Origin of the sequence: Abyssisolibacter fermentans (assembly GCF_001559865.1) — a bacterium.
GTDB lineage: Bacteria > Bacillota > Clostridia > Tissierellales > MCWD3 > Abyssisolibacter > Abyssisolibacter fermentans.
In genome coordinates this window covers 1-20,759 of record NZ_LOHE01000039.1, presented here as the reverse complement: position 1 = coordinate 20,759, position 20,759 = coordinate 1, and the positions used below count along the sequence as shown (strand labels likewise).

General features: G+C 28.3%; 19 protein-coding genes and 1 riboswitch. Of the genes, 18 read left to right on the top strand and 1 reads right to left on the bottom strand.

What is annotated here, in order from left to right; all coding sequences use genetic code 11:
• Window positions 1-48: 48 nt before the first annotated feature.
• The 16 genes from AYC61_RS05840 to AYC61_RS05765 all read left to right on the top strand — a co-directional run bounded on the left by AYC61_RS05840 (window position 49) and on the right by AYC61_RS05765 (window position 15,695).
• Window positions 49-495, top strand: a complete 447-nt coding sequence (locus AYC61_RS05840) for a GNAT family N-acetyltransferase (protein ID WP_066498125.1) — start codon at window positions 49-51, stop codon at window positions 493-495.
• A gap of 232 nt (window positions 496-727) precedes the next feature.
• Window positions 728-1,339 (top strand): CPBP family intramembrane glutamic endopeptidase, encoded by a 612-nt coding sequence (locus AYC61_RS05835; RefSeq protein ID WP_066498124.1) that lies wholly within the window; start codon window positions 728-730, stop codon window positions 1,337-1,339.
• Between the two features lie 344 nt (window positions 1,340-1,683).
• A complete protein-coding gene (locus AYC61_RS05830) occupies window positions 1,684-2,646 on the top strand; it encodes a phosphotransferase family protein (protein ID WP_066498123.1) in 963 nt (320 codons plus the stop codon).
• Window positions 2,647-2,926: 280 nt separating this feature from the next.
• A complete protein-coding gene (locus AYC61_RS05825; RefSeq protein ID WP_066498120.1) occupies window positions 2,927-3,973 on the top strand; it encodes a S66 family peptidase in 1,047 nt (348 codons plus the stop codon).
• 111 nt (window positions 3,974-4,084) lie between these two features.
• On the top strand, window positions 4,085-4,945 hold the full coding sequence (locus tag AYC61_RS05820) for an aminoglycoside phosphotransferase family protein (protein WP_066498118.1): 861 nt from the start codon (window positions 4,085-4,087) through the stop codon (window positions 4,943-4,945).
• Window positions 4,946-5,221: 276 nt separating this feature from the next.
• Complete coding sequence (locus tag AYC61_RS05815) at window positions 5,222-6,016, top strand: sugar phosphate isomerase/epimerase family protein (RefSeq protein ID WP_066498116.1); 795 nt, start codon at window positions 5,222-5,224, stop codon at window positions 6,014-6,016.
• A gap of 79 nt (window positions 6,017-6,095) precedes the next feature.
• Window positions 6,096-6,995: a class I SAM-dependent methyltransferase gene (locus AYC61_RS05810; protein ID WP_066498114.1), complete on the top strand. Its 900-nt coding sequence runs from the start codon at window positions 6,096-6,098 to the stop codon at window positions 6,993-6,995.
• A 59-nt stretch (window positions 6,996-7,054) separates the two neighbouring features.
• Entirely contained in the window at window positions 7,055-7,621 is a 567-nt protein-coding gene (locus AYC61_RS05805; protein ID WP_066498112.1) for a GNAT family N-acetyltransferase, read from the top strand.
• Window positions 7,622-7,650: 29 nt separating this feature from the next.
• Window positions 7,651-8,700 carry a hypothetical protein gene (locus AYC61_RS05800; RefSeq protein ID WP_066498110.1) on the top strand — a complete coding sequence of 350 codons (1,050 nt, stop codon included), beginning with the start codon at window positions 7,651-7,653 and terminating at the stop codon, window positions 8,698-8,700.
• A gap of 65 nt (window positions 8,701-8,765) precedes the next feature.
• Window positions 8,766-9,821, top strand: coding sequence for an alpha/beta fold hydrolase (locus AYC61_RS05795; RefSeq protein WP_066498109.1), 1,056 nt, complete (start codon window positions 8,766-8,768; stop codon window positions 9,819-9,821).
• A gap of 229 nt (window positions 9,822-10,050) precedes the next feature.
• A riboswitch (TPP riboswitch) is annotated at window positions 10,051-10,160 on the top strand.
• Between the two features lie 57 nt (window positions 10,161-10,217).
• The gene (gene thiW / locus AYC61_RS05790; protein WP_066498107.1) at window positions 10,218-10,718 is read left to right on the top strand and encodes an energy coupling factor transporter S component ThiW; all 501 of its coding nucleotides are present in this window, start codon (window positions 10,218-10,220) and stop codon (window positions 10,716-10,718) included.
• Between the two features lie 51 nt (window positions 10,719-10,769).
• A complete protein-coding gene (gene thiD / locus AYC61_RS05785) occupies window positions 10,770-11,573 on the top strand; it encodes a bifunctional hydroxymethylpyrimidine kinase/phosphomethylpyrimidine kinase (RefSeq protein ID WP_066498101.1) in 804 nt (267 codons plus the stop codon).
• Window positions 11,574-11,950: 377 nt separating this feature from the next.
• Window positions 11,951-13,435 (top strand): 4Fe-4S dicluster domain-containing protein, encoded by a 1,485-nt coding sequence (locus tag AYC61_RS05780; RefSeq protein WP_066498293.1) that lies wholly within the window; start codon window positions 11,951-11,953, stop codon window positions 13,433-13,435.
• A 222-nt stretch (window positions 13,436-13,657) separates the two neighbouring features.
• The gene (locus AYC61_RS05775; protein ID WP_066498099.1) at window positions 13,658-14,161 is read left to right on the top strand and encodes a GNAT family N-acetyltransferase; all 504 of its coding nucleotides are present in this window, start codon (window positions 13,658-13,660) and stop codon (window positions 14,159-14,161) included.
• Window positions 14,162-14,288: 127 nt separating this feature from the next.
• The gene (locus tag AYC61_RS05770) at window positions 14,289-14,927 is read left to right on the top strand and encodes a TetR/AcrR family transcriptional regulator (RefSeq protein ID WP_066498097.1); all 639 of its coding nucleotides are present in this window, start codon (window positions 14,289-14,291) and stop codon (window positions 14,925-14,927) included.
• A gap of 12 nt (window positions 14,928-14,939) precedes the next feature.
• Window positions 14,940-15,695, top strand: coding sequence for a CPBP family intramembrane glutamic endopeptidase (locus AYC61_RS05765; protein WP_066498095.1), 756 nt, complete (start codon window positions 14,940-14,942; stop codon window positions 15,693-15,695).
• A gap of 48 nt (window positions 15,696-15,743) precedes the next feature.
• On the opposite strand, the gene AYC61_RS05760 is transcribed toward AYC61_RS05765, so the two are convergent.
• Window positions 15,744-18,224 carry an endonuclease/exonuclease/phosphatase family protein gene (locus AYC61_RS05760; RefSeq protein ID WP_066498093.1) on the bottom strand — a complete coding sequence of 827 codons (2,481 nt, stop codon included), beginning with the start codon at window positions 18,222-18,224 and terminating at the stop codon, window positions 15,744-15,746.
• 278 nt (window positions 18,225-18,502) lie between these two features.
• On the opposite strand from AYC61_RS05760, the gene AYC61_RS05755 reads away from it, so the two are divergent.
• Window positions 18,503-19,147, top strand: coding sequence for an FMN-dependent NADH-azoreductase (locus AYC61_RS05755; protein ID WP_066498092.1), 645 nt, complete (start codon window positions 18,503-18,505; stop codon window positions 19,145-19,147).
• A gap of 362 nt (window positions 19,148-19,509) precedes the next feature.
• Window positions 19,510-20,607, top strand: coding sequence for an ABC transporter ATP-binding protein (locus AYC61_RS05750; protein ID WP_066498087.1), 1,098 nt, complete (start codon window positions 19,510-19,512; stop codon window positions 20,605-20,607).
• Window positions 20,608-20,759: the final 152 nt, after the last annotated feature.

The window sequence follows — 20,759 nt, the reverse complement described above, 5'->3', positions numbered from 1 at the left end:
TTCGAATGTTTGAAAAAAATTTTTTCTTAGGAAAGGAGAATTAATAATATGGAATTTGAATTTGTTCCAATGACTTTAGATTATGCTAAACAAATTGAAACTTGGAAATACGACGGTTATATGAAAAATATTTATGTGGAACCATATTTTAATAGTTTTAAAGAAACAGGTAAAATGAAAGGTCCTGGAGGATGTGAAGGTTTTGCTGTATTAAATCAAAATAAATTAGTTGGATTGTTTGAGTATTATTTTAAAGATGAAATTATGGAGCTCGGTCTTGCTTTAAAACCTGAATTAGTAGGAAGAGGACTTGGAAAAAATTTTGTTGAACAAGGAATTAATTTTGGAATAAAGAAATTTAAATATGAACGAAAATATATCAAATTAGCAGTAAATATTCAAAATAAACCTGCAATAAGAGTTTATGAGAAAGCGGGATTTAAGGAATATATACGAAATGTAGATGATATTCAAATGAGAAAATATCTTTTTTAATTAAATTATTTTCTTTGTAGTTGTTTTGTTTATATACATTAGACGTTTGCACAGCCTATAACATGTATTTATGATACGGTAAAATCGAATAATTCATATGACTGTATAACGCATAGAGAAAATAAGGATTATGAAAATTACATTGAAAGTTAAAAAATCCAATTGCTTTAAGAGTTAAGTTTGCTGGTTTAACACAATAAGATATTTTTTGTGAATACTTGGAGGATGTAATATGCAAATTTTTGAATTACTCATAAGTGCTATTATACAGGTCGTTTTGTTTTCAAGCATACCATTTACTTGGTGGATAGTGAGTGGTAGAAAAAATTCAAATTTTTTATATTGGTTAGGCTTAAGAAAAATTATTATTAAAGATAAACAAAAATATATAAAGTCATGTGTAGGTATGATACTGTTATTGGCAATAGCAGCATTTGTAATAATGCCATCATTTATTGATACTTCTAAAAATGCAACTTCTCAGTATGCAGGACAAGGTATGTCTGCTTTTATACCTGCATTAATATTTTCTTTTATAAAAACAGGATTATCAGAGGAAATTTTTTTTAGAGGATTTCTAACTAAAAGACTTATAAATAAATTTGGATTTAGAGTAGGAAATAGTATACAAGGGTTATTATTTGGTTTGATGCATGGAATATTCTTCTGCTCAATAGCTGGAGTATTAGGTACGATAACTATTATTGCTTTTACTGGTGCGTCAGGATGGCTGAGTGGATGGATTAATGAAAAACAGTCTGGTGGTTCTATTGTATCAAGTTGGTTATTACATGGTTTAGGCAATATTATTACATCTATTGCTGCAATGTTTAACTTTATTTAGCTATTATTTATAAGCTGTCATTTAATATTAATAAAATATAGATTTATGAAAATGAGAATTTATTATAGTCGATAATGAAATATATATAGTATTTGATAAAATTGAATTTGAATTAAATAGAGAAGGTTTTAATATATTATATTTAGATGTTTCTACATACAGGGTAATATATAAAGTAAATTTAACTTTTAAGGAGATTAGACATTAAGAGTGAGAGAATAAAAGAATTACATGGAAAATACTGTAATGTTCGAGGTTCTTAAAATAGAATTTTATTTTATATAAAAGCTATTTAGTTTTGTAATTAGATAATATTTCAAATGTATTTTACAAGGAGTTTTATTATGGAATATAAGGGTTTAAGTAAAGATATAATTGCAAAAATATTCAATAAAAAAAATATTGATGTTGTTAGTAAAATTAAACACCTTGATATTGGTTTTACGAATGATATTTATGTTATAAATAATAAATATATATTAAAGGTCTGTGTAAATGAGCAAAATGAAAAAAACTTTAACAGAGAATGTTTCTGTTATAATTATTTAAAAGATATAATACCAGTACCAAATATAATAGTATCAGATACATCTAAAAATATAATAGATAGATATTATATGATTTATAAGAAAATTGACGGAGATAATTTGTACTCAAAGTGGCATTTGTTTAGCAAAGAAGATAGAAAGTATATTGTGAGACAGCTTGCAGATATTATTAATAGTATAAACACTTTAGAATACAGAACATTTTCAACTCATTTTAAAATGAGTGATAATATAGACTGGCATAATTTAAGATATAGTTCATTAAAAGAAAAACTAAATGGCATAAAGAAAAATAAATTATTAGACAATAATTTTATATCCAAAATTGATGAGTATATTAGTGTCAATCATAATGTATTGTATGAACAGAAAATAGGATTAACATATACTGATTTACACTTTGATAATGTTTTAGTTTTAGGTAATAAAGTAACTGCATTGTTGGATTTTGAAAAGACAAGTGTTTTATCAATAGATTATGCACTTGATACAATAAAAAGATTATCAGAATATCCTCATCTTTATGCATGTGAGAAATATGAAAAATTTGTTAAAGATGAGGATTATGTAGATTTGATTAAGTGGTTTAAGAAATTTTGTCCTGATGTATTTAAATTTAAGCAATTAGATACTAGACTATCATTATATTCAATAGAATATGATATGCGGTTGTTATTAAAGTTTCCTAATTCGGAAGGATTGAAGCAGAGATTGGCAAGAACAGTTGAGTATAATTACATATGTTGTTCTAAAAATTAACAAATTATATAATTGAGATAGTTGCTAGCTTTGAAAATAATTTATTATTTTATGTATATCAGGTAAAAAAGGTTTTTTATTAGGAACTGATACAGTATTACCAATGGTTATATTTTGTATTTTAAGTATAGTTGAATTATAATTTGTGTATTAGAAGCATACAAAATAATGAACATAGAAGCATTGGTAAGAAGTAATTATTAGCGGTATAACTTTATAACGTAATAAAGGATGTTATAAAAATCACTTTATAAAAGCAGAATAAGGAGGTTTTTTTATTATGATAAAACCAACAAAATTAAAAAGAGGGGATAAAGTAGCAACAGTGAGTTTATCATGGGGAGGTGCAGCAGATAAAGAGTTTAGGTATAGATATGAAATAGGAAAAAGAAGGATAGAAGAAATATTCGGACTTAAAGTTATAGAAATGCCAAATAGCTTGAAAGGTAGTGAATATTTAGACAAACATCCAGAGGCTAGAGCTGAAGATATGATGAATGCTTTTAAAGACAAAGAAATAAAAGCCATATTTTCTAATATTGGTGGAGATGATACGTTAAGATTATTACCTTACATAGATTTTGATATTATAAAAAATAATCCCAAAATATTTATGGGATATTCTGATACGACTGTAAATCATCTGATGTGTTATAAAGCTGGTTTGACAAGTTTCTATGGTCCAAGCGTTCTTGCAGAATTTGCAGAGAACGTACAAATGCATGATTATACAATTAAATGGATAGAAAAAGTATTATTTAATGCTGAAAAAATAGGAGAAATAGAATCTAGTAAATATTGGACTTCTGAGAGGTTGAAATGGGACAATAAAGATAATAGCAAAATAAAAAGGAAATTAAATATAGAGGAAAAAGGTTATGAGCTCTTGCAAGGAAAAGGTAAAACAAAAGGTAAATTGATAGGAGGCTGTATAGAAGTTCTGGATTGGTTGAGAGGAACAGAGTTATGGCCTAAGTTAAATGAGTGGGAAAATAAAATTTTGTTTTTAGAAACTAGCGAGGAAAAACCTACACCAGACTATATAAGAGGGTGTCTTAGAGCATTCAATGCTTTAGGTATTTTTAATAAAATAAGGGGGTTGATTATAAGTAAACCTCAAGATGAAAAATATTATAAAGAATATAAAGAACAATACATGAGAGTGATAAGAGATGAAGCTAAAAGAAGTGATTTACCAATTTTGTACAATATGAATTTTGGGCATACATCACCAATGTTTATATTACCTTATGGAGTAGAGGCAGAAATAGATTGTGATAATAAAAAATTTAAAATAAATGAAACAGGAGTATCAGATGAATTTTAAATTAAATAATTAGATGTAATTGATGAATAAGTAGCATTGCAGGATTACTACAAGTATGGATAATAGCAGTAGTGCAATTGTTGCTTTCATTTGCTTTTGGGGAGGAGTAAAATGAATAAATATATTGAAATTATAAAAGAAGAAAATCCACATTTAATCATAGATAAATTTTGCTTTAATAAAGAAGGACAAAACAATGATGTTGTTATTATCAACGATGATTTTATTTTTAAGTTTCCAAAATATCCACAGGGAATAGAAAAGTTAAAAAAAGAAGTTAGAATTTTAAATATATTAAAGAGTTATATTTCTTTGAATATCCCTAATCCAATATATAATAATCTTGATTCATATGAAGTTGGTTGTGTATATAGTGGATATAAAATGATTAGAGGTATTTCTTTTAAAAAAGACATTTTTTATAATACTCAAAGAAAAGATTTTATTGCTAAGCAATTAGCGTTGTTTTTGAAAGAATTACATAGTATACCATTAGAAAAAATTTGCGAATATGAGCTTGATGTTATTGATGGTTATAATGAATGGGTAAGTTTATTTAAAAAGATAAAGAAAAAATTATTTCCATTTATGAAAAAAGAGTCTCAAGATTCTATTAGTGAAAATTTTAATGATTTTTTTGAAAAAAATTATAATTTTAATAAGACCTTAATACATGGAGATTTTGGACCTTCAAACATAATATTTGACTCAAATAGCCAAACAATAAGCGGCATTATTGATTTTAATGATGTTTCAATAGGAGATCCAGCAATTGATATAGCATCATTAATCGGACCATTTGGATATGGAGAAGATTTTGTAAAATCTTTCAAACCTATTTATCCAAATGTAGAAGAATTATTATATCGTGCTAGATTTTATGCGAGTACATTTGCATTGCAAGAAGCATTATTTGGAATAGAAGTTGGTGACAAAGAAGCATTTGATGCTGGTATGAAGCAATATATATAAATTAAATAATACATCTGTACAAATTATAACCCGGGCAATATAGCTTTATTAATAATTATTAAGTTTGGACAATCTGTGTAAAATTGAAAAGTCAATAGTGTATTTGAAATTAATATACAAATCAGCTCATAAATCACAAACTATTTACTATAATGGAAAATAAGTGTATAATATTGTAATAGGTTAGCGAACAGAATTATCATTACAATGACTTATTAATATTTTTTAGTGTAATTATTAAGCAGAAAAAGGCTTTGACATAATTAGGAGGACATAATGTATGAAAATATGAAGTTAGGCATATTTCATTGGTTTGGATATATTTTACCGTTTACGCAACGTATTAAGATGATAAAGGATACAGGGTTTGATTCTATAATGTTATGGTGGGAACCAGATTTATTTTCAGGAGAAGGATTAGAGCAATTTAATAAAGTTAAAAAAATGGATATAGATATTGAAAATATACATGCACCATATGAAGACAGTAATTTGCTTTGGAGCAGTGATGAAATGGATCGTGAAAAAATTATTGATATGAGCTTAAGGTGGATTCATGACTGTTATAAACATGAAATTCCTATGATAGTTATGCATGTTACAGAAGGTTATGATGATAAAATTATTAATGACTACGGATTATATTCTTTTGAGAAAATTCTTTTAGAAGCAGAAAAATACAAAATAAAAATAGCATTAGAAAATACTAGACAAGATGAGTTTTTGGAAAAAATATTGGACAATTTTAGTTCGCCTTGGTTAGGGATATGCTATGATTCATCTCATGCAAACTTATTCAGCAAAAACACTACATATTTATTAGATAAATACAGAGAAAGAATAATGGCAATACATTTATCGGACAATGATGGTCAAGAGGACAGGCATTGGCTGCCTCAAAAAGGGGAAATAGATTGGAATAATATGATGATGAAATTAAAAGAAATAAATTACAAAGGAAATTTGTCTTTTGAGGTTTTTCCTGAAAAAGGAGTAATTTATTCACCACAAATTTTTTTGCAATCAGCTTATAATAAAGCAAGTGAGTTGAAAGGATATCTTAAATATTAAGCTATTCTTAGAGGAGTAACTATATGAAAAAGTTTTTCTATATGTTGTTAAATAATGCTTGTTATGAAAGGAGAAAATAATGAAAATTACAAATTGGTCTGAAAGAGTACAAAGTATTAAAACCTTAGATTCTAGCAGAGAATTGCGCTTTACAGGTAAAAACATAAATGAAATTGTAGAGTGTATTCATTTAAATGATGGCATGAATGTATTGGAAGTTGGCTGTGGTGCGGGTACATTGACCAGAAAACTTTCAAAGAAATTTAAGAATGCAATTATTACTGGATTAGATATGGATAGGAACTTTGTTAACTATTGCATAGAGCAAGCTAAATTAACGAACTTAAGTAATGTTAAATATGATATTTGTGATGCTTTATCATTACCATATGCAGATAATAGCTTTGATATTTGTACTTCACATACGGTAATTGAACATGTAAATAACCGAGAATTTTTACAAGAACAATTTAGAGTATGTAAACCTAACGGCTATGTATCAATTATGAATGTTAGACCTGAGTTATCGCTGGAAAATAAGAGTAATGACCAGTCTCATAGAGAAATTGATTTACTTACAAAGATTAATAATATTACAGAAAAATACAATGAAGAAATGAATGTAGGATTTTATTTTGATAATCCTCAGAACATTATGAGAACATTTGAAGAAATCGGGTTTAGAGAAATCCAAATAGATGTAATTTCATACGTAACATGTGTTGATGATTATCGTAATTCAAATAAATTAAAGAAGCAGATAATTGAGTCAGAAAGATACTCTATTATAGAATATATAAATAGATGTTTCAATATAAAGCCTGACGTGTTAGCATACGATGAAAAGGTAGAATTGTTAGATTTAGTTAATAGTAGGTTTGAAAATCGATTATGCATGGTAGACAATGGTAAATACAAATGGGATTTCAAAATATCACCAATGATAATAATAACGGGACGCAAACCTGCACATAAATAAAACCATTTAACAAGTGAAATTAAAAAGTAGTAATGCTAAATTTCAAAGGGGGAATAAGTTTGCGAAGTATATGGAAAGGAGAAAAAGTCAAGCTAAGACCTATAGAGATTAACGACATAGAGGGTTATTTTAATGTTGAAGAAGAACTGGATACAGATCTTCAACGCATGGGTGATATTATTCGTTTTCCAATGTCTAAAGATAAAATGAAAGAAAGAATTGAAAAAATGGCGAATAGAACACCTGAAAATGATGAATATCAATGGATTATTGAAGATAGCAAAGGAAATGCTGTTGGAGATATAAATACTTACTTATGTAATAGTCGGAACGGAACATTTTCATATGGAATTGCTTTAAAAAAGGAATACTGGGGAAAAGGTTATGCTTTAGATGCAATAAAAATAGTGTTAAGATTTTATTTTAGAGAGCTACGATATCAAAAAGTTACGATATTTGTATATTCATTTAATAATAATTCTATTAGATTCCACAAGAAATTTGGTTTTAAAGAAGAAGGTAGAATTAGAAATATGATATATACAAACGGAGAATACTACGATAACATTTATTTTGGTTTGACAAAAAAAGAATTAAATATGATAGATAAAAAGAACGAATTGTAAATTATTAAGTCTGGGATATTGGGGGTTTTATGTTATATAAGAATTATAGTAACTCAATTAAATATCTTAATGACAATGCGTGTAGTGCAATATTATTAAGATTAAATAGAGATATACTATATAGACCAGTAAATGTAAGAAAGTATAAAGAGGAAATTATAAAGGATAAGAAAGTTAAAACCGCATTAAGTTGGCAAAATAGTGATGGATATTTTGGAACAAGTTTCCATGGCGGATGGTTACCAGAAAATAAGCGTATTGCAAGTTCTAAAGCTATGGAAACAGCATTAAGAATGCTAGCAGAAATGGGATTTGATGCTAGTGATAATTTCATTAATAAGGGCTTGAAGTCATTATTAAGGGATAACTTTAATAGATCATGGACATCATGGGATATATATGCTCCAGAGTATGGATTATATGGTGATGACTATGAAAGAGCTTTACTATTTGCATATTTTGGTATTGAAAATAAAGAATTTATAACTAGAGAAATTAATAGAGCAATTTTTAATATGAAAAAACTTGCAGACCTAGATGACATTAACGATATATTTTACATTAAATCTAACATAAATTATTATGTCAAAAACAAAGCATTACCAGATATATACCAATTGAGATTACTAGCTTATACTTATTCATGGAGGACAGATAATAATATTGCAATTATTAATAAGGCTATTCAAAAGTTAATTGCTTTTAGTCCCATTCCAGATATATATATTAACTACAAAGGTCAGAGAATAGCTCCAGCAAAAATCTTAAAATTTGATTTTAAAAAGAAATTTAAAAATTTTACTGATAATGAATGGTATGAATTTTTTACAACCTTTGAACTCTTTGGGAAGCTAGGTGTTTTGAGTATAAATAATATCTTAAAAGACTATGTTGATGAATTAGTTGATTATATTAATAAAACAGATGGATTATTTATTACTCAGTTAAAACATAAACGTTTTACAGTTTGGGGTAGTTATAGTGGATTGATGCTAGAAGAAAAGTGGACTAAGAAAAATAGAGTATGCGATTTAACATTTAGAAGTTTAGGTATAATAAAATATACTTATGATGATTGACTAATATAGGCACGTACAGCTAAAAGTTATTTTTTATGGTTAGAAAATAGAAAGGTAATTATGTTATGATATTAAAACACAAGAAGAAAATTATAATTTTTGTTATACTATTTTTAATTTTAGTTTTTTTTCCTACTTTTACATTTAAGATAAGAGATGATAATTTTAAAGTAGTAAATAACAGTATTGCAGAGTTAACTAAAGTCAAAATTGGTGGTGTTGACCAATGTATAATGATGAGGGGAGTAAATGAAGATAATCCAATAATTCTATTTCTTCATGGAGGACCCGGATACCCATTTATAAGCTATGCCAGAAGATTTCAAAGTCAGCTGGAACAGAATTTTGTAGTAGTTAATTGGGATCAAAGGGGTTCGGGAAAATCATATAGGGCAAATATAGATGAGAATTCTATGAATCAAGAACAACTAGAACAAGATACAATAGAATTAATAGATTATTTATGTGACAGATTTAACAAAGAGAAAATTTATATAGTTGGACATTCTTGGGGTACAGTATTAGGAATAGAAACAATCCAAAATGCACCTGAAAAAATTATTGCATATATAGGTATAGGGCAAGTTGTAGATGATATTGAAGGAGAAAAATTATCATATGATTATGTATTAGAAAAAGCTACTAAAGAAAATAATCAAAAAGCTCTAAAAGAATTAAAAGAGATAGGTAAACCGCCATATAAAAATAGTAAAAAGGATACATTTGTTCAGCGAGAGTGGTTAAAAAAATATGGTGGATATGAATTAGAAGTAAAAACTGTTCATGAAATAATAAAAGGAGTATTACTTTCACCTGAATATTCATGGTTTGATGGCGTTAGATTTATTAGAGGAAATCTATTTTCAATAGAAACATTATTTGTTAATCGTGAAAAAGCTGATTTCAGAGAAAAGTATAAAGAATTTGATGTACCTGTTTATTTTTGTGCAGGAAGATATGATTATAACACGCCATCTGCATTAGTTGAAGAATACTATAATATTATAAAAGCACCAAAAAAGAATTTTTACTGGTTTGAAAATTCAGCACATGAACCACATTTAGCTGAAGAAGAAAAATTTGCTGGAATTATGATGAAGATATATGAAGAAACAAAATAGAGTATTAGCCAAAAAGAAGTGATAGATTTCGTTGTGTTTTTATCACAAAAGGAATTAATTAGTTTAGGGTTATATATAGCAAAAGCCAAAGTAATTTACAAAGATATAGCTAAATGGATTATTAACCACAGAGTGTGATACTTTTGGTTTTGTTTATGTGATTTAGTATACCTAATATAAATATGTGGTTGAAAAAGATATAAAAGTATGTTAATCTTGATATAGAATTTAATAAGTATAGGGGAGCTGGTATGTGCTGGCTGAGAGGAAGAACTATATTCTTTGACCCATTAACCTGATCTGGATAATGCCAGCGTAGGGAATATATAAGCTTTATTTTGTATATAGCAGTCCTTACGGACTGTTTTTTTGTTGTTAAAATAAAGGAGGAGAAAAATGAATACAAAAAAATTAACATTTGGAGCATTACTTATAGCAATTGGTACTATTTTAGGAACAATTATCTACATACCTTTAGGAGTATCAAAACTTTATCCTATGCAGCACTTCATTAATATTGTCTCAGCAGTAACATTAGGACCTTTTTATGCAGTGTTAGTAGCTTTTGTAATATCATTACTTAGGAATATGCTGGGCATAGGTACAATTTTAGCTTTTCCAGGAAGCATGATAGGAGCTTTATTAGCAGGAATATTGTACAAAAAAACGAAAAATATTTTATTAGGTGGTATCGGCGAATTATTTGGTACAGGAATATTAGGAGGTATAATTGCTTATCCAGTAGCAATGTTATTTTTAGGTAAGAAGCTTTCGTTATTCTATTTTGTAGTTCCATTTTTATCAAGTTCATTAGCGGGTACAATAATTGCAGTAGGATTATTAAGTATTCCAATGATAAAAGCAGTAGTTTATAATAATATTATAAAACCAGATTAATCATAGAAAATCAAAGTTATGAGAATAATCTAGATTAAAGGAGGACTCAAAATGAAGAAAGCATTAACAATAGCTGGTTCTGATAGCTGTGGTGGAGCTGGAATTCAAGCGGATATAAAAGCATTTAGTGCTAATGGCGTTTACGCAATGAGTGTAATAACAGCAGTTACAGCTCAAAATACTCAAGGAGTACTTTATGTTCAGGATTTAGAGCCTGAAACAATAGCAAGGCAAATAGAAGCAATATTTGATGATATAAAAGTAGATGCAGTAAAAATAGGCATGGTATCTCAAATTGAATCAATATTAACAATAGCAAAGTCACTTAACAAATATAAAGATAAATTGCCTCATATAGTATTAGATCCTGTTATGGTTTCAAAAAGTGGTTACAATCTATTATCAAAAGATGCAAAAGATACATTAGTTAACAATCTTTTTCCATTAGCCACATTGATAACACCAAACTTACCTGAAGTAGAAGAAATATTAGGATATGACATTAAAACAATTGATAAAATGAAAAAAGCATGTGAAGATTTAAACAAAATGGGCGTATCAGCTGTTTTAGTAAAGGGAGGTCACTTAGAAGATAAAGCTTGGGATGTACTTTATGATGGAAGTGAATTTCATATATTTAAACAAGAAATTATTAATACACCGAATACACATGGTACAGGCTGTACATTATCATCAGCAATTGCAGCAAACTTAGCAAAGGGTAAATCGCTATATGAAGCAGTTAAGGCATCAAAAGAGTATGTAACTATGGCTATAAAACATTCATTTACAATAGGCAAAGGAGTAGGACCGACACATCATTTTTATGAGTTGTATAAAAATTCAAAAATGTAAATACTAGCTTGTGTTTTATTAAATTATACATATTATTCCTTCTCGCTGATTCAAAATACCATAATTGCTTATATATGGTATTAATGCATAAAATTAATGATATAATTTTAACAAAATCAACGATAAAATATATAAAAATGAAGATTTTATTCTGTTTTTCTGTTATAATAGAGCATAAATAAATTGCAAAGTATACAAAACTAATTACTATAAATAAAAAGCTAAATAGAATATAATTGTTAAAAACTAAACTATTTATAATAAAATTAATGCTATAATAGTGAACTAAAATATTTAGTTATTCTGTGGTATAATCCTAAAAGCTATAGGAATAATCATGGTTATAATATTTTGCATAAGATTGGAGGTAATGTATGATGTATAATTTTGAATCAGAGATAGAGAAATTGAAATTTCAAGTATTAAAAAAAGTTGCTATTTTAGCTAAGGATGATAGACTAAGTACTGATGAATTTATTAGATTAGCTCACGAAATAGTCCCAGGAAGAAAGCCATTATACAGATGTTGTGTTTATCATGAAAGAGCTATATTAAAAGAAAGAGCAAAATTAGCTTCAGGATTCATACCAAATGGTGACAGTGCCGAAGGTCTTGTTAAACCGGACTGCGATGGCGAAATCATGTATATCATTGAGGCAGCTTGTGATAGATGTCCTATTAACAAATTTACAATAACAGAAGCATGTAGAGGTTGTATTCAGCACAAATGTATGGAAGTATGTCCGGTAAATGCAATAACTAGATTAAATGGACGAGCATATATAAATCAAGATTTATGTATAGAATGTGGAAGATGTAAAGAAGTATGCCCATTTAATGCAATTTCAGAAGTAATGAGACCTTGTAAAAAAGTATGTCCTGTAGATGCTATAGAGGTAGATGCTCAAGATAGAAGAGCAGCAATTAACAATGATAAATGTATTAGCTGCGGTGCTTGTATGGATGGATGTCCATTTGGAGCTATATCAGATAAAAGTTATATAGTGTCAGTTGTAAATAAATTAAAAGCAAAGAAAAAAGTTTATGCAGTAATTGCTCCTGCTATTATTGGACAATATGGTAATGATGTAACTATTGGACAAGTTAAAACAGCACTAAAAAAAGTTGGATTCGAAGATGTAATAGAAGCAGCACTAGGAGCAGATGCAGTAACCATACATGAAACAATGGAGCTTATAGAGAGAATGGAAAAGGGAGATTTATATATGACTAGTTCTTGTTGTCCTGCATTTGTAGCATATATAAAAGATAAATTTCCAACAGAAGTCGATAAAATCTCAAGTACAGTATCTCCTATGATTGCAGCAGGAAGGCTTATTAAAAAAGAACATGAAGATGCTGTAGTAGTATTCATTGGACCATGTACAGCTAAGAAAGATGAAATGAAGGAGCAAAAACAAAGAGATATAGATTATGTACTAACCTTTGAAGAGTTAACAGCTTTGATGGCTGCTTATGATATAGATGTAGAAAAATGTGAAGAAACAGAAGTTGATGATGCTTCATCATTAGGGAGAAATTTTGCACAAAGTGGTGGTTTAACAGAAGCTATACAAAACGTTATAAACGAAAAAGGAGTAAATATCGAATTTAAACCAATTAAGATTAGTGGAGCACAAAACATTAGAAAATGTATGACATTAGCTAAGATAGGAAAGCTACCAGGTAATTTTATAGAAGGTATGATGTGTGAAGGTGGTTGTATCGGAGGTATGGCTTCTATGAGAGATGCAAAGAAGACAAAACCTTGTTTAACTAAGTTTAGTAAAGCGTCAAATAAACAGAGTATAATGTTAAATGAGAAGTTAAAAGTGTTTGAAGATATTGAATTAGAAAAGTAAAAACAGCCATTTAAAGGGACAAATTCAGAATTTATTTTGATTTTGTCCCTTTGTTGTTTATAACAGCTTTTAAAAGATTAAGTTTCCTTAATATATTTTGTATTTACCTATATAAGTGTTGTGGAAAACATTTCATAGGAATAAAACACAAACTTTGTTTACAATTATTTGTAATATTTATATAATATTCATACCAAAGAAATAATCTTAGGGGGTAAATTAATGTCAGTGAAATTTGAAAGCGAGAGGTTATATTTTAGACTTTTAGAAGCAAATGATTTAGATGATGTTATGGAATTTTGGGGTAATGAAGAAGTAATGAAATACTGTATGGGGGCTGGTACTAGAGAAAATGAAGCAAAGTATATACAAACTTATCAAAGGATACAAGAAGAAAAAGGTTTTTCGGTGTATGCAGTTGTTTTGAAAGAAGACACTAGTAAGGTTATAGGAGCTTGTGGTTTTAACCCTACTAAACAGGAGTCCGAAGGAGAGCTGATTTATCATTATACTAAGAAGTATTGGGGCAAAGGGTATGCAACGGAAGCAGCAAGAGCATGTATTGAGTATGCACCTAAACTAGGAATAAAAAGAATCACAGCTTCAATTGATCCAAGGCATATAGTTTCAAAGAAAGTACTAGAAAAAGTAGGATTTAAATATACACATACTCAATGGTGCGAGTTAACAAAACAAAATGAGCCTTATTTTGAAATAGTTTTATAATAAATAATAGTGAAAACGATCAAATATATTGGTCGTTTTTTTATAAACTTTTATTCTTGACATAAAAGAAATTATAGAATACAATACAAACAGATAGTCGGTCTGTTTATTGAAAGGATGATAAATTATGAATAGAAATAAAAAAGATGTAGCTATTCGAAAACAAGAGATTTTAGAAACAGCACTAAAACTATTTATAACTAAAGGCTATGAGAAGACTACAACTAATGACATCATGAAAGCTATAAATATTTCAAGAGGAGGTTTATATCATCATTTTGCTTCAAAAGAAGAAATATTGGACAGTGCTATTACTAGTCTTCTCATATCTGAAAAAAGCAGAGTAAAATCGATTATAGATGATGAGAAATTATCAGCAGTAGATAAATTAAAAATTATAATAGGGTTTGATTCATCGTCACAACCTATGGTGGGTGATATAAAAACACTTGTAGAGGAAAAAGAAAATCCAACATTAATCACGCATTTATTGAAAAAAAAGCTAGAGATTATAACTCCACTTTTTGTAGATATTATAGAGCAGGGAATTAATGAAGGATTATTTATTTGTAAGTATCCAGAGCAGTTCTCTAAAATATCTGTAATATTGAGTACTCTATTATTTACCGATACATTGATACATATGTCTTATGAAGAGTATGAAAAAATGATTAAGGCATTCCAAATAATTATTGAAGCAATGCTTGGTGTTGAGACAGGTGCTTTTAACTTTATTAGTGATTATATAAGCAAAGATAAATGGTAATTGGAGGTAAATATGAGAAATGAAATAAGAAAATTTATTGGATTAACATTTTTGACTTCTTGGACATTATGGGGTTTAGTAGTTATCTTGACTCAACTTAAGATAATGAAATTTGAAACACCATTATTAATGACAATTTTTGTTTTAGGGGGTAATGCTCCTGCCATTTGTGAAATATGGCTAAAAAAACGAAGTAGTAGTAAAGAAGGATATAAGGCATTCCTAAAAAACATAATTAATCCTAAACATCATATATTCTGGTATGTGTTTATTATTGTGGTTGTATTAATCAACAGCGTAATACAAACAATTGTACCAAAACAACCTTTTTATGTAGCTATTGTTACTTTACCTATTATGATTATAGGTGGAGGATTAGAAGAGATTGGATGGAGAGGTTTTCTTCAGCCGTGTTTGGAAAAAAGGTATTCACCATTTATAAGCACTCTATATGTAGGAATTATTTGGGCATTATGGCATATCCCGTTGTTTTATATTGTAGGAACTAATCAATCAAGTGATATGAATTTATTATGTTTCTTTATTAATGCTCTAGGACTTTCATTTTTATTATCGGTGGTTTATTCAGGAACAAAAAGCATATTTATGTGTATATTCTGCCATTCATTTATTAACTCATGCCTAGAAGTTTTTGCTATGAGTGGTAAAGTGATTAATAATCTAGTCGTATTGCTTATTAATGTAATTATATTTATTACATATCAATATATTAAAAGTAAATATAGGGAAAATGTTAAAGTTGGATGATAAAAAATAGGGTTGTCTCTATTCTTAAAGACAACCCATTTTTTAATATTAGTAACTAATTTGTATCAAAACAGGATCATGATCTGAGCATCTACCTGCTTCATCAACAAGCATAGAGTTTATATTAACAGGATCAATAACTGTATTATTCTCCATAGAGCTGTTAATAAGTACGTTATCTAGAACTTGTGAATTACCTGTGTAAATATATGAAAATCTCTCATTTTCAGGGAGTTTATCATATAGGTTATATAGTAGATTATTTCCTTTAAGAGTATTTATAGGATCACTGTATTCATAGTCATTCATATCTCCTATAACTACTACGGTAGCCTCACTATTTGAAGAAATAATCGACTCAGCAAAATCATGAATGACTTGTGCCTGATTAACACGTTTAGGAGTATTGTCTTTTATTTTTCTTTCCTCATCACTGTAAACAGTAAATAAACCAACGCTTCCGCCTTTGGATGAGAAATGGTTGTTAATAACTATTACTTGATGTCCGTTAAAATAAAATTCAGCAGCAAGAGATTTTCTGGTGTTTTCAAATGATGGATTTTGAGGATCTATTCTAACAGGATTTTTATTTAAATGTCCGTTTTGATATATACCCTTATCATTAAACAAGCCTTTATTTGCACCATTACCAACTAAGGTAACTCTATTATTCTTATAAAGATAACCCACACGTATGTTGCCTCCTGGCTGTCCGCCATCTTTACTATTTTCAGGTGCAATGTCAGTATACTCGTAAGTTATCTGTATACCATCACTGGCTGATATTTCTTTGATTTTATTAATTAATACATTATAAGACTCGCTTGCATCAGTAGTACCATCATTAACAGCACCATTATTGTCTTGTACTTCAACTAATGCAATAATATCAGGTGACTTTAAATTATATAATATGGCACTAGCAATTCTTTCTATCTTTTCTACTCCAACACCTTTGTGGAAGTTTTCTATATTAAAAGTAGCTATAGTTAACTTATTAGAATCAGGTATTATACTTGTAACAGGCTTTGTCAAACCACCGTCAATTAAATTCGGAAGCTTGTGAATATTGTACATTTTATAATTTCCAAAAGAATAATTTACAATTGCCTTTATAGGAGCATCAAATTTGTCGCCTGTCTTAGGTATAAAGGTTTTATCAATAAAACCCGTACTTGTATTATCACCTTTAGGTTCAGTTATATTATAAGCATTTTCACCTATAATCAATAATTCAGGATTTTTATTATTTTCAGTTATTTTAATACCGCCATAAGAATTAAGCTTATTGCTTGAAACTTCACCATTATCAGCTAAAACATATATCTCACCATATTTTTCTTTAACACCAACTATATGGGGATTGTTGATTTGAATAATCATATTTTCAAGTGATTCATAAAAATCCATAGCGTCATTTTCAGGGTCAAAAGCATCATCATTAAAAGCAACTGATTCATCTTCGTCATAAACAACAGAAGTAGAAGGCATCCTTTCACCTTGATCTGTTCCTATAATTACAGGTGAAGGAAGAGGGTTATTAGATGAAATTTCAGTTATATCATTGTCAGGGTACTGCACTTTAATAGCTGTTTGTTTTAATTCGCCTGGATAGCCGGATTCAATAACTTCACCTGAAACTTTTACTAGATCACCAACGTCTAAAAAGCTAGGTTTAGCATATTCATATTTTGAACTTGGAGTTTTTAAAGGTAAAATCAATAAAGCTTCGGAAGTCTTATAGTCATCATCAACAAATTCATCTTTTTCCTGAATAACAAAACCATCAAATACTCTATAATATTCACCGCTTGAATTCTTTTTATATTTGTACAAAGTAGCAGTAACAATACCCTCAATATCAGTTACCATTTGATTTTTCATAGGAGAAAAATGACTTGCACCCTGAATATCATGAATTCGAACATCTGTTATAGGTGGATTTTCATTAGCAGAGAATACACCAATAGTTGAAAAATCAGAGATATCATTAGAAAATACCCATTCATCATCAGAAGGTGTTGATTTAGAAGTATTACCTTTAGTAACAGTTGATTTCCTAATAGCTTTTATATTAGCTCCATCGATTTTACTTGTAAACCAGACTCTATCTATAGCAACTCCATTTTTAGTAAGTTCAAGCATATCATCACCATTAAAAGTAGTAACAGTGTTGTTGTTATTAATATCTCCTTTTTCCTTTAAAGCGTTATCAGCATTATAATTAGTAATAACAAAAGTTTCATTAGCATCTAATTGTCCCCTTAACTCTAAAGTCACAGAGTTGTTTTCATTTGTATTAATATATTTGATTATTTCATATTCAGATAAATCTATAGTTTGATTTGTAGGATTGTAAAGCTCGATAGCTTTATTATAATAAGTACCTTCAAGGTATTCAGAAACAAATAAAGTCTTATCGTCTTCCTCAGAATTAACAAGATTACCAAAACAACCGGTAAAAGAACTTAATATTAACATTAAACTAAGAATAAAACAAGTTTTTTTAATACTTTTAAAGAATTTCATTGTATTTCTCCTTTCTATATTATATTAGTAAATTTAAAGATACTTATGATATTAGATTTTATGAGTTTAACTTGAGATTTATGCAATAGTCATAATAAAGGTTTGTTTTATCACAACTATTAAATATGTTATTACATATAATTATTAGATCTGTAACAATAAAAAATGGTAGAGTGTAATCAATAATATTTGTTATAACTAACTAAAAAGTATCAAATTTCAAATGAATAAAACACAACATTTCTTCACATTATAAATAAAAGTGGAGGTGTTTTATATTGAAAAAACTTTTATACATACCTGCAAACTCTAAACCGGAAGAACTATCTACAAGTAGAACAGTTGCTAGAGAATTTGTTAATCGTTTTTTAAAAGAAAATAATGACTATGAATTAATAGAACTTGATATTTATAATGAAGACATACCAGAGGGAAATTACAAATATTACAAAAGTAGAGCAGAGCTCGTTACAGGTCCAGACTATGAATCATTGACGGAAGAAGAGAAAAAGGATGTTAAGAGAATAAGTGAATTGTGTAATCAATTTTTAAGTGCAGATACTTACGTTATTGCTGCTCCAATGTGGAGTGTTATGTTTCCTGCAAGACTTAAAAGGTACATAGATTGTATAGTTTTAAATAATAAAGTTATAAAAATATCTGATGAAGAAGTAACAGGATTATTAAATGATAAAGAAAGAAATATGGTATATATACGATCTTCAGGAGGAGTATACCCTAAGTTATTTGGTGGTAAAATTAATCATGGTTTAAATTATTTGCACGATATATTTAAATTCTTAGGAATTAATAAATTCGAAAAGATTTTAGTAGAAGGTGTAGATATGCAGGATGTTGGTAGAAATGAAGCTATAGAAAAAGCATTCAATGAAATGGATGATATAATAGCCAAGTTAAAGTAACATAGTAAAGGAAGTATTTGTACAGAAAAAAGCTAGTTTTATAACTAGCTTTTTTTGTCGAAAAATAAAAGATGCATTTTCAGAAGTTTCGAACTGTTACAGTCATAATTTAGAAAATAGAAAAAATGTATGAAGAATATAATGTAAAAGAAATAATTATTAACATGATTGCGAAAACAAAATCTTATGATGTAAAAATCTATATTTTGAAATAAATCCTATTAACAATTACAAGATAGTTAGTATTATATTTATAATATTGTATAAAAAAGAGTATCTGATTTTGTGAAATATGTCAATATACATTCTCACTTCTAATAGATATAATTAAGTTAAGATTGATAATTAAGGGGTGAAGAATAGTGTCAGGCTTAAAACTAATGAATATTGAGAAGATTTATCCTAATGGATTTCATGCAGTTAAGAATTTTTCCATGGATATAGCTGATAAGGAGTTTATTGTATTGGTTGGTCCATCAGGATGCGGAAAATCAACAACTCTTAGAATGATTGCAGGACTTGAAGAGATTTCAGCAGGTGAGTTATACATTGGAGAAGACCTTGTAAATGATGTATCTCCAAAAAACAGAGATATTGCTATGGTATTTCAAAACTATGCTTTGTATCCTCATATGACGGTTTACGAAAATATGGCTTTTGGTTTAAAATTGAGGAAAAAAACAAAAGTTGAGATTAAAGACAAAGTATATAATGCTGCTAATATATTAGGTATAGAGGATTTATTAGATAGAAAACCGAAGCAACTTTCAGGGGGTCAAAAACAAAGGGTTGCTTTAGGACGTGCTATTGTAAGAGAGCCAAAAGTTTTCTTGATGGATGAGCCGCTTTCTAATTTGGATGCTAAACTTAGAGTTCAAATGAGAACGGAAATAAGTAAACTTCATCAAAAACTACAAACTACTTTTATATATGTAACACATGACCAAATTGAAGCTATGACTATGGGAACAAGAATTGTTGTTATGAAGGATGGATTTATTCAACAGATAGATAACCCGCAAACTATATATAATCATCCAGCTAATAAGTTCGTTGCATCATTTATAGGTTCTCCACAAATGAATTTTGTAGATTGTGAAATAAAAGAATATAGTGACAAATTGTTCTCTGAATTCCAAGACGGTAAAATAGAAATTTCTAATGAAAAGGCTAAGGTTCTTAGAGAGAAAAATTATGTTAATAAAAAAGTAATTCTTGGTGTAAGACCTGAAGCAATATTTGTAAATGAGAAGAAAGATAGCAATACATTAGAAGCAGTAGTTACAGTTACTGAAATGCTAGGTTCTGAAATATACCTATATTTAGAATTCGATGGTAGTGATTTTATAGCAAGAGTAGATCCAAGTGTTAAAGTTGAAATTGGAAAGAAAATAAATTTTAGTTTTGATAACGATAAAATGCATATGTTTGATGTAGAAACAGAAGAAGCTATTTTTTAATTGAGGTTATTTATATAATTTTGAGTTAAAATGAATATTGAGTAAATTACAATGTAGGATTTGTAATTTACTCTTTTTGGTTTTTCATTTATAATTATTGTATACCCTGATTATTCATATAATGCTGAATAATATGCTGTAAGTTTCTGAAT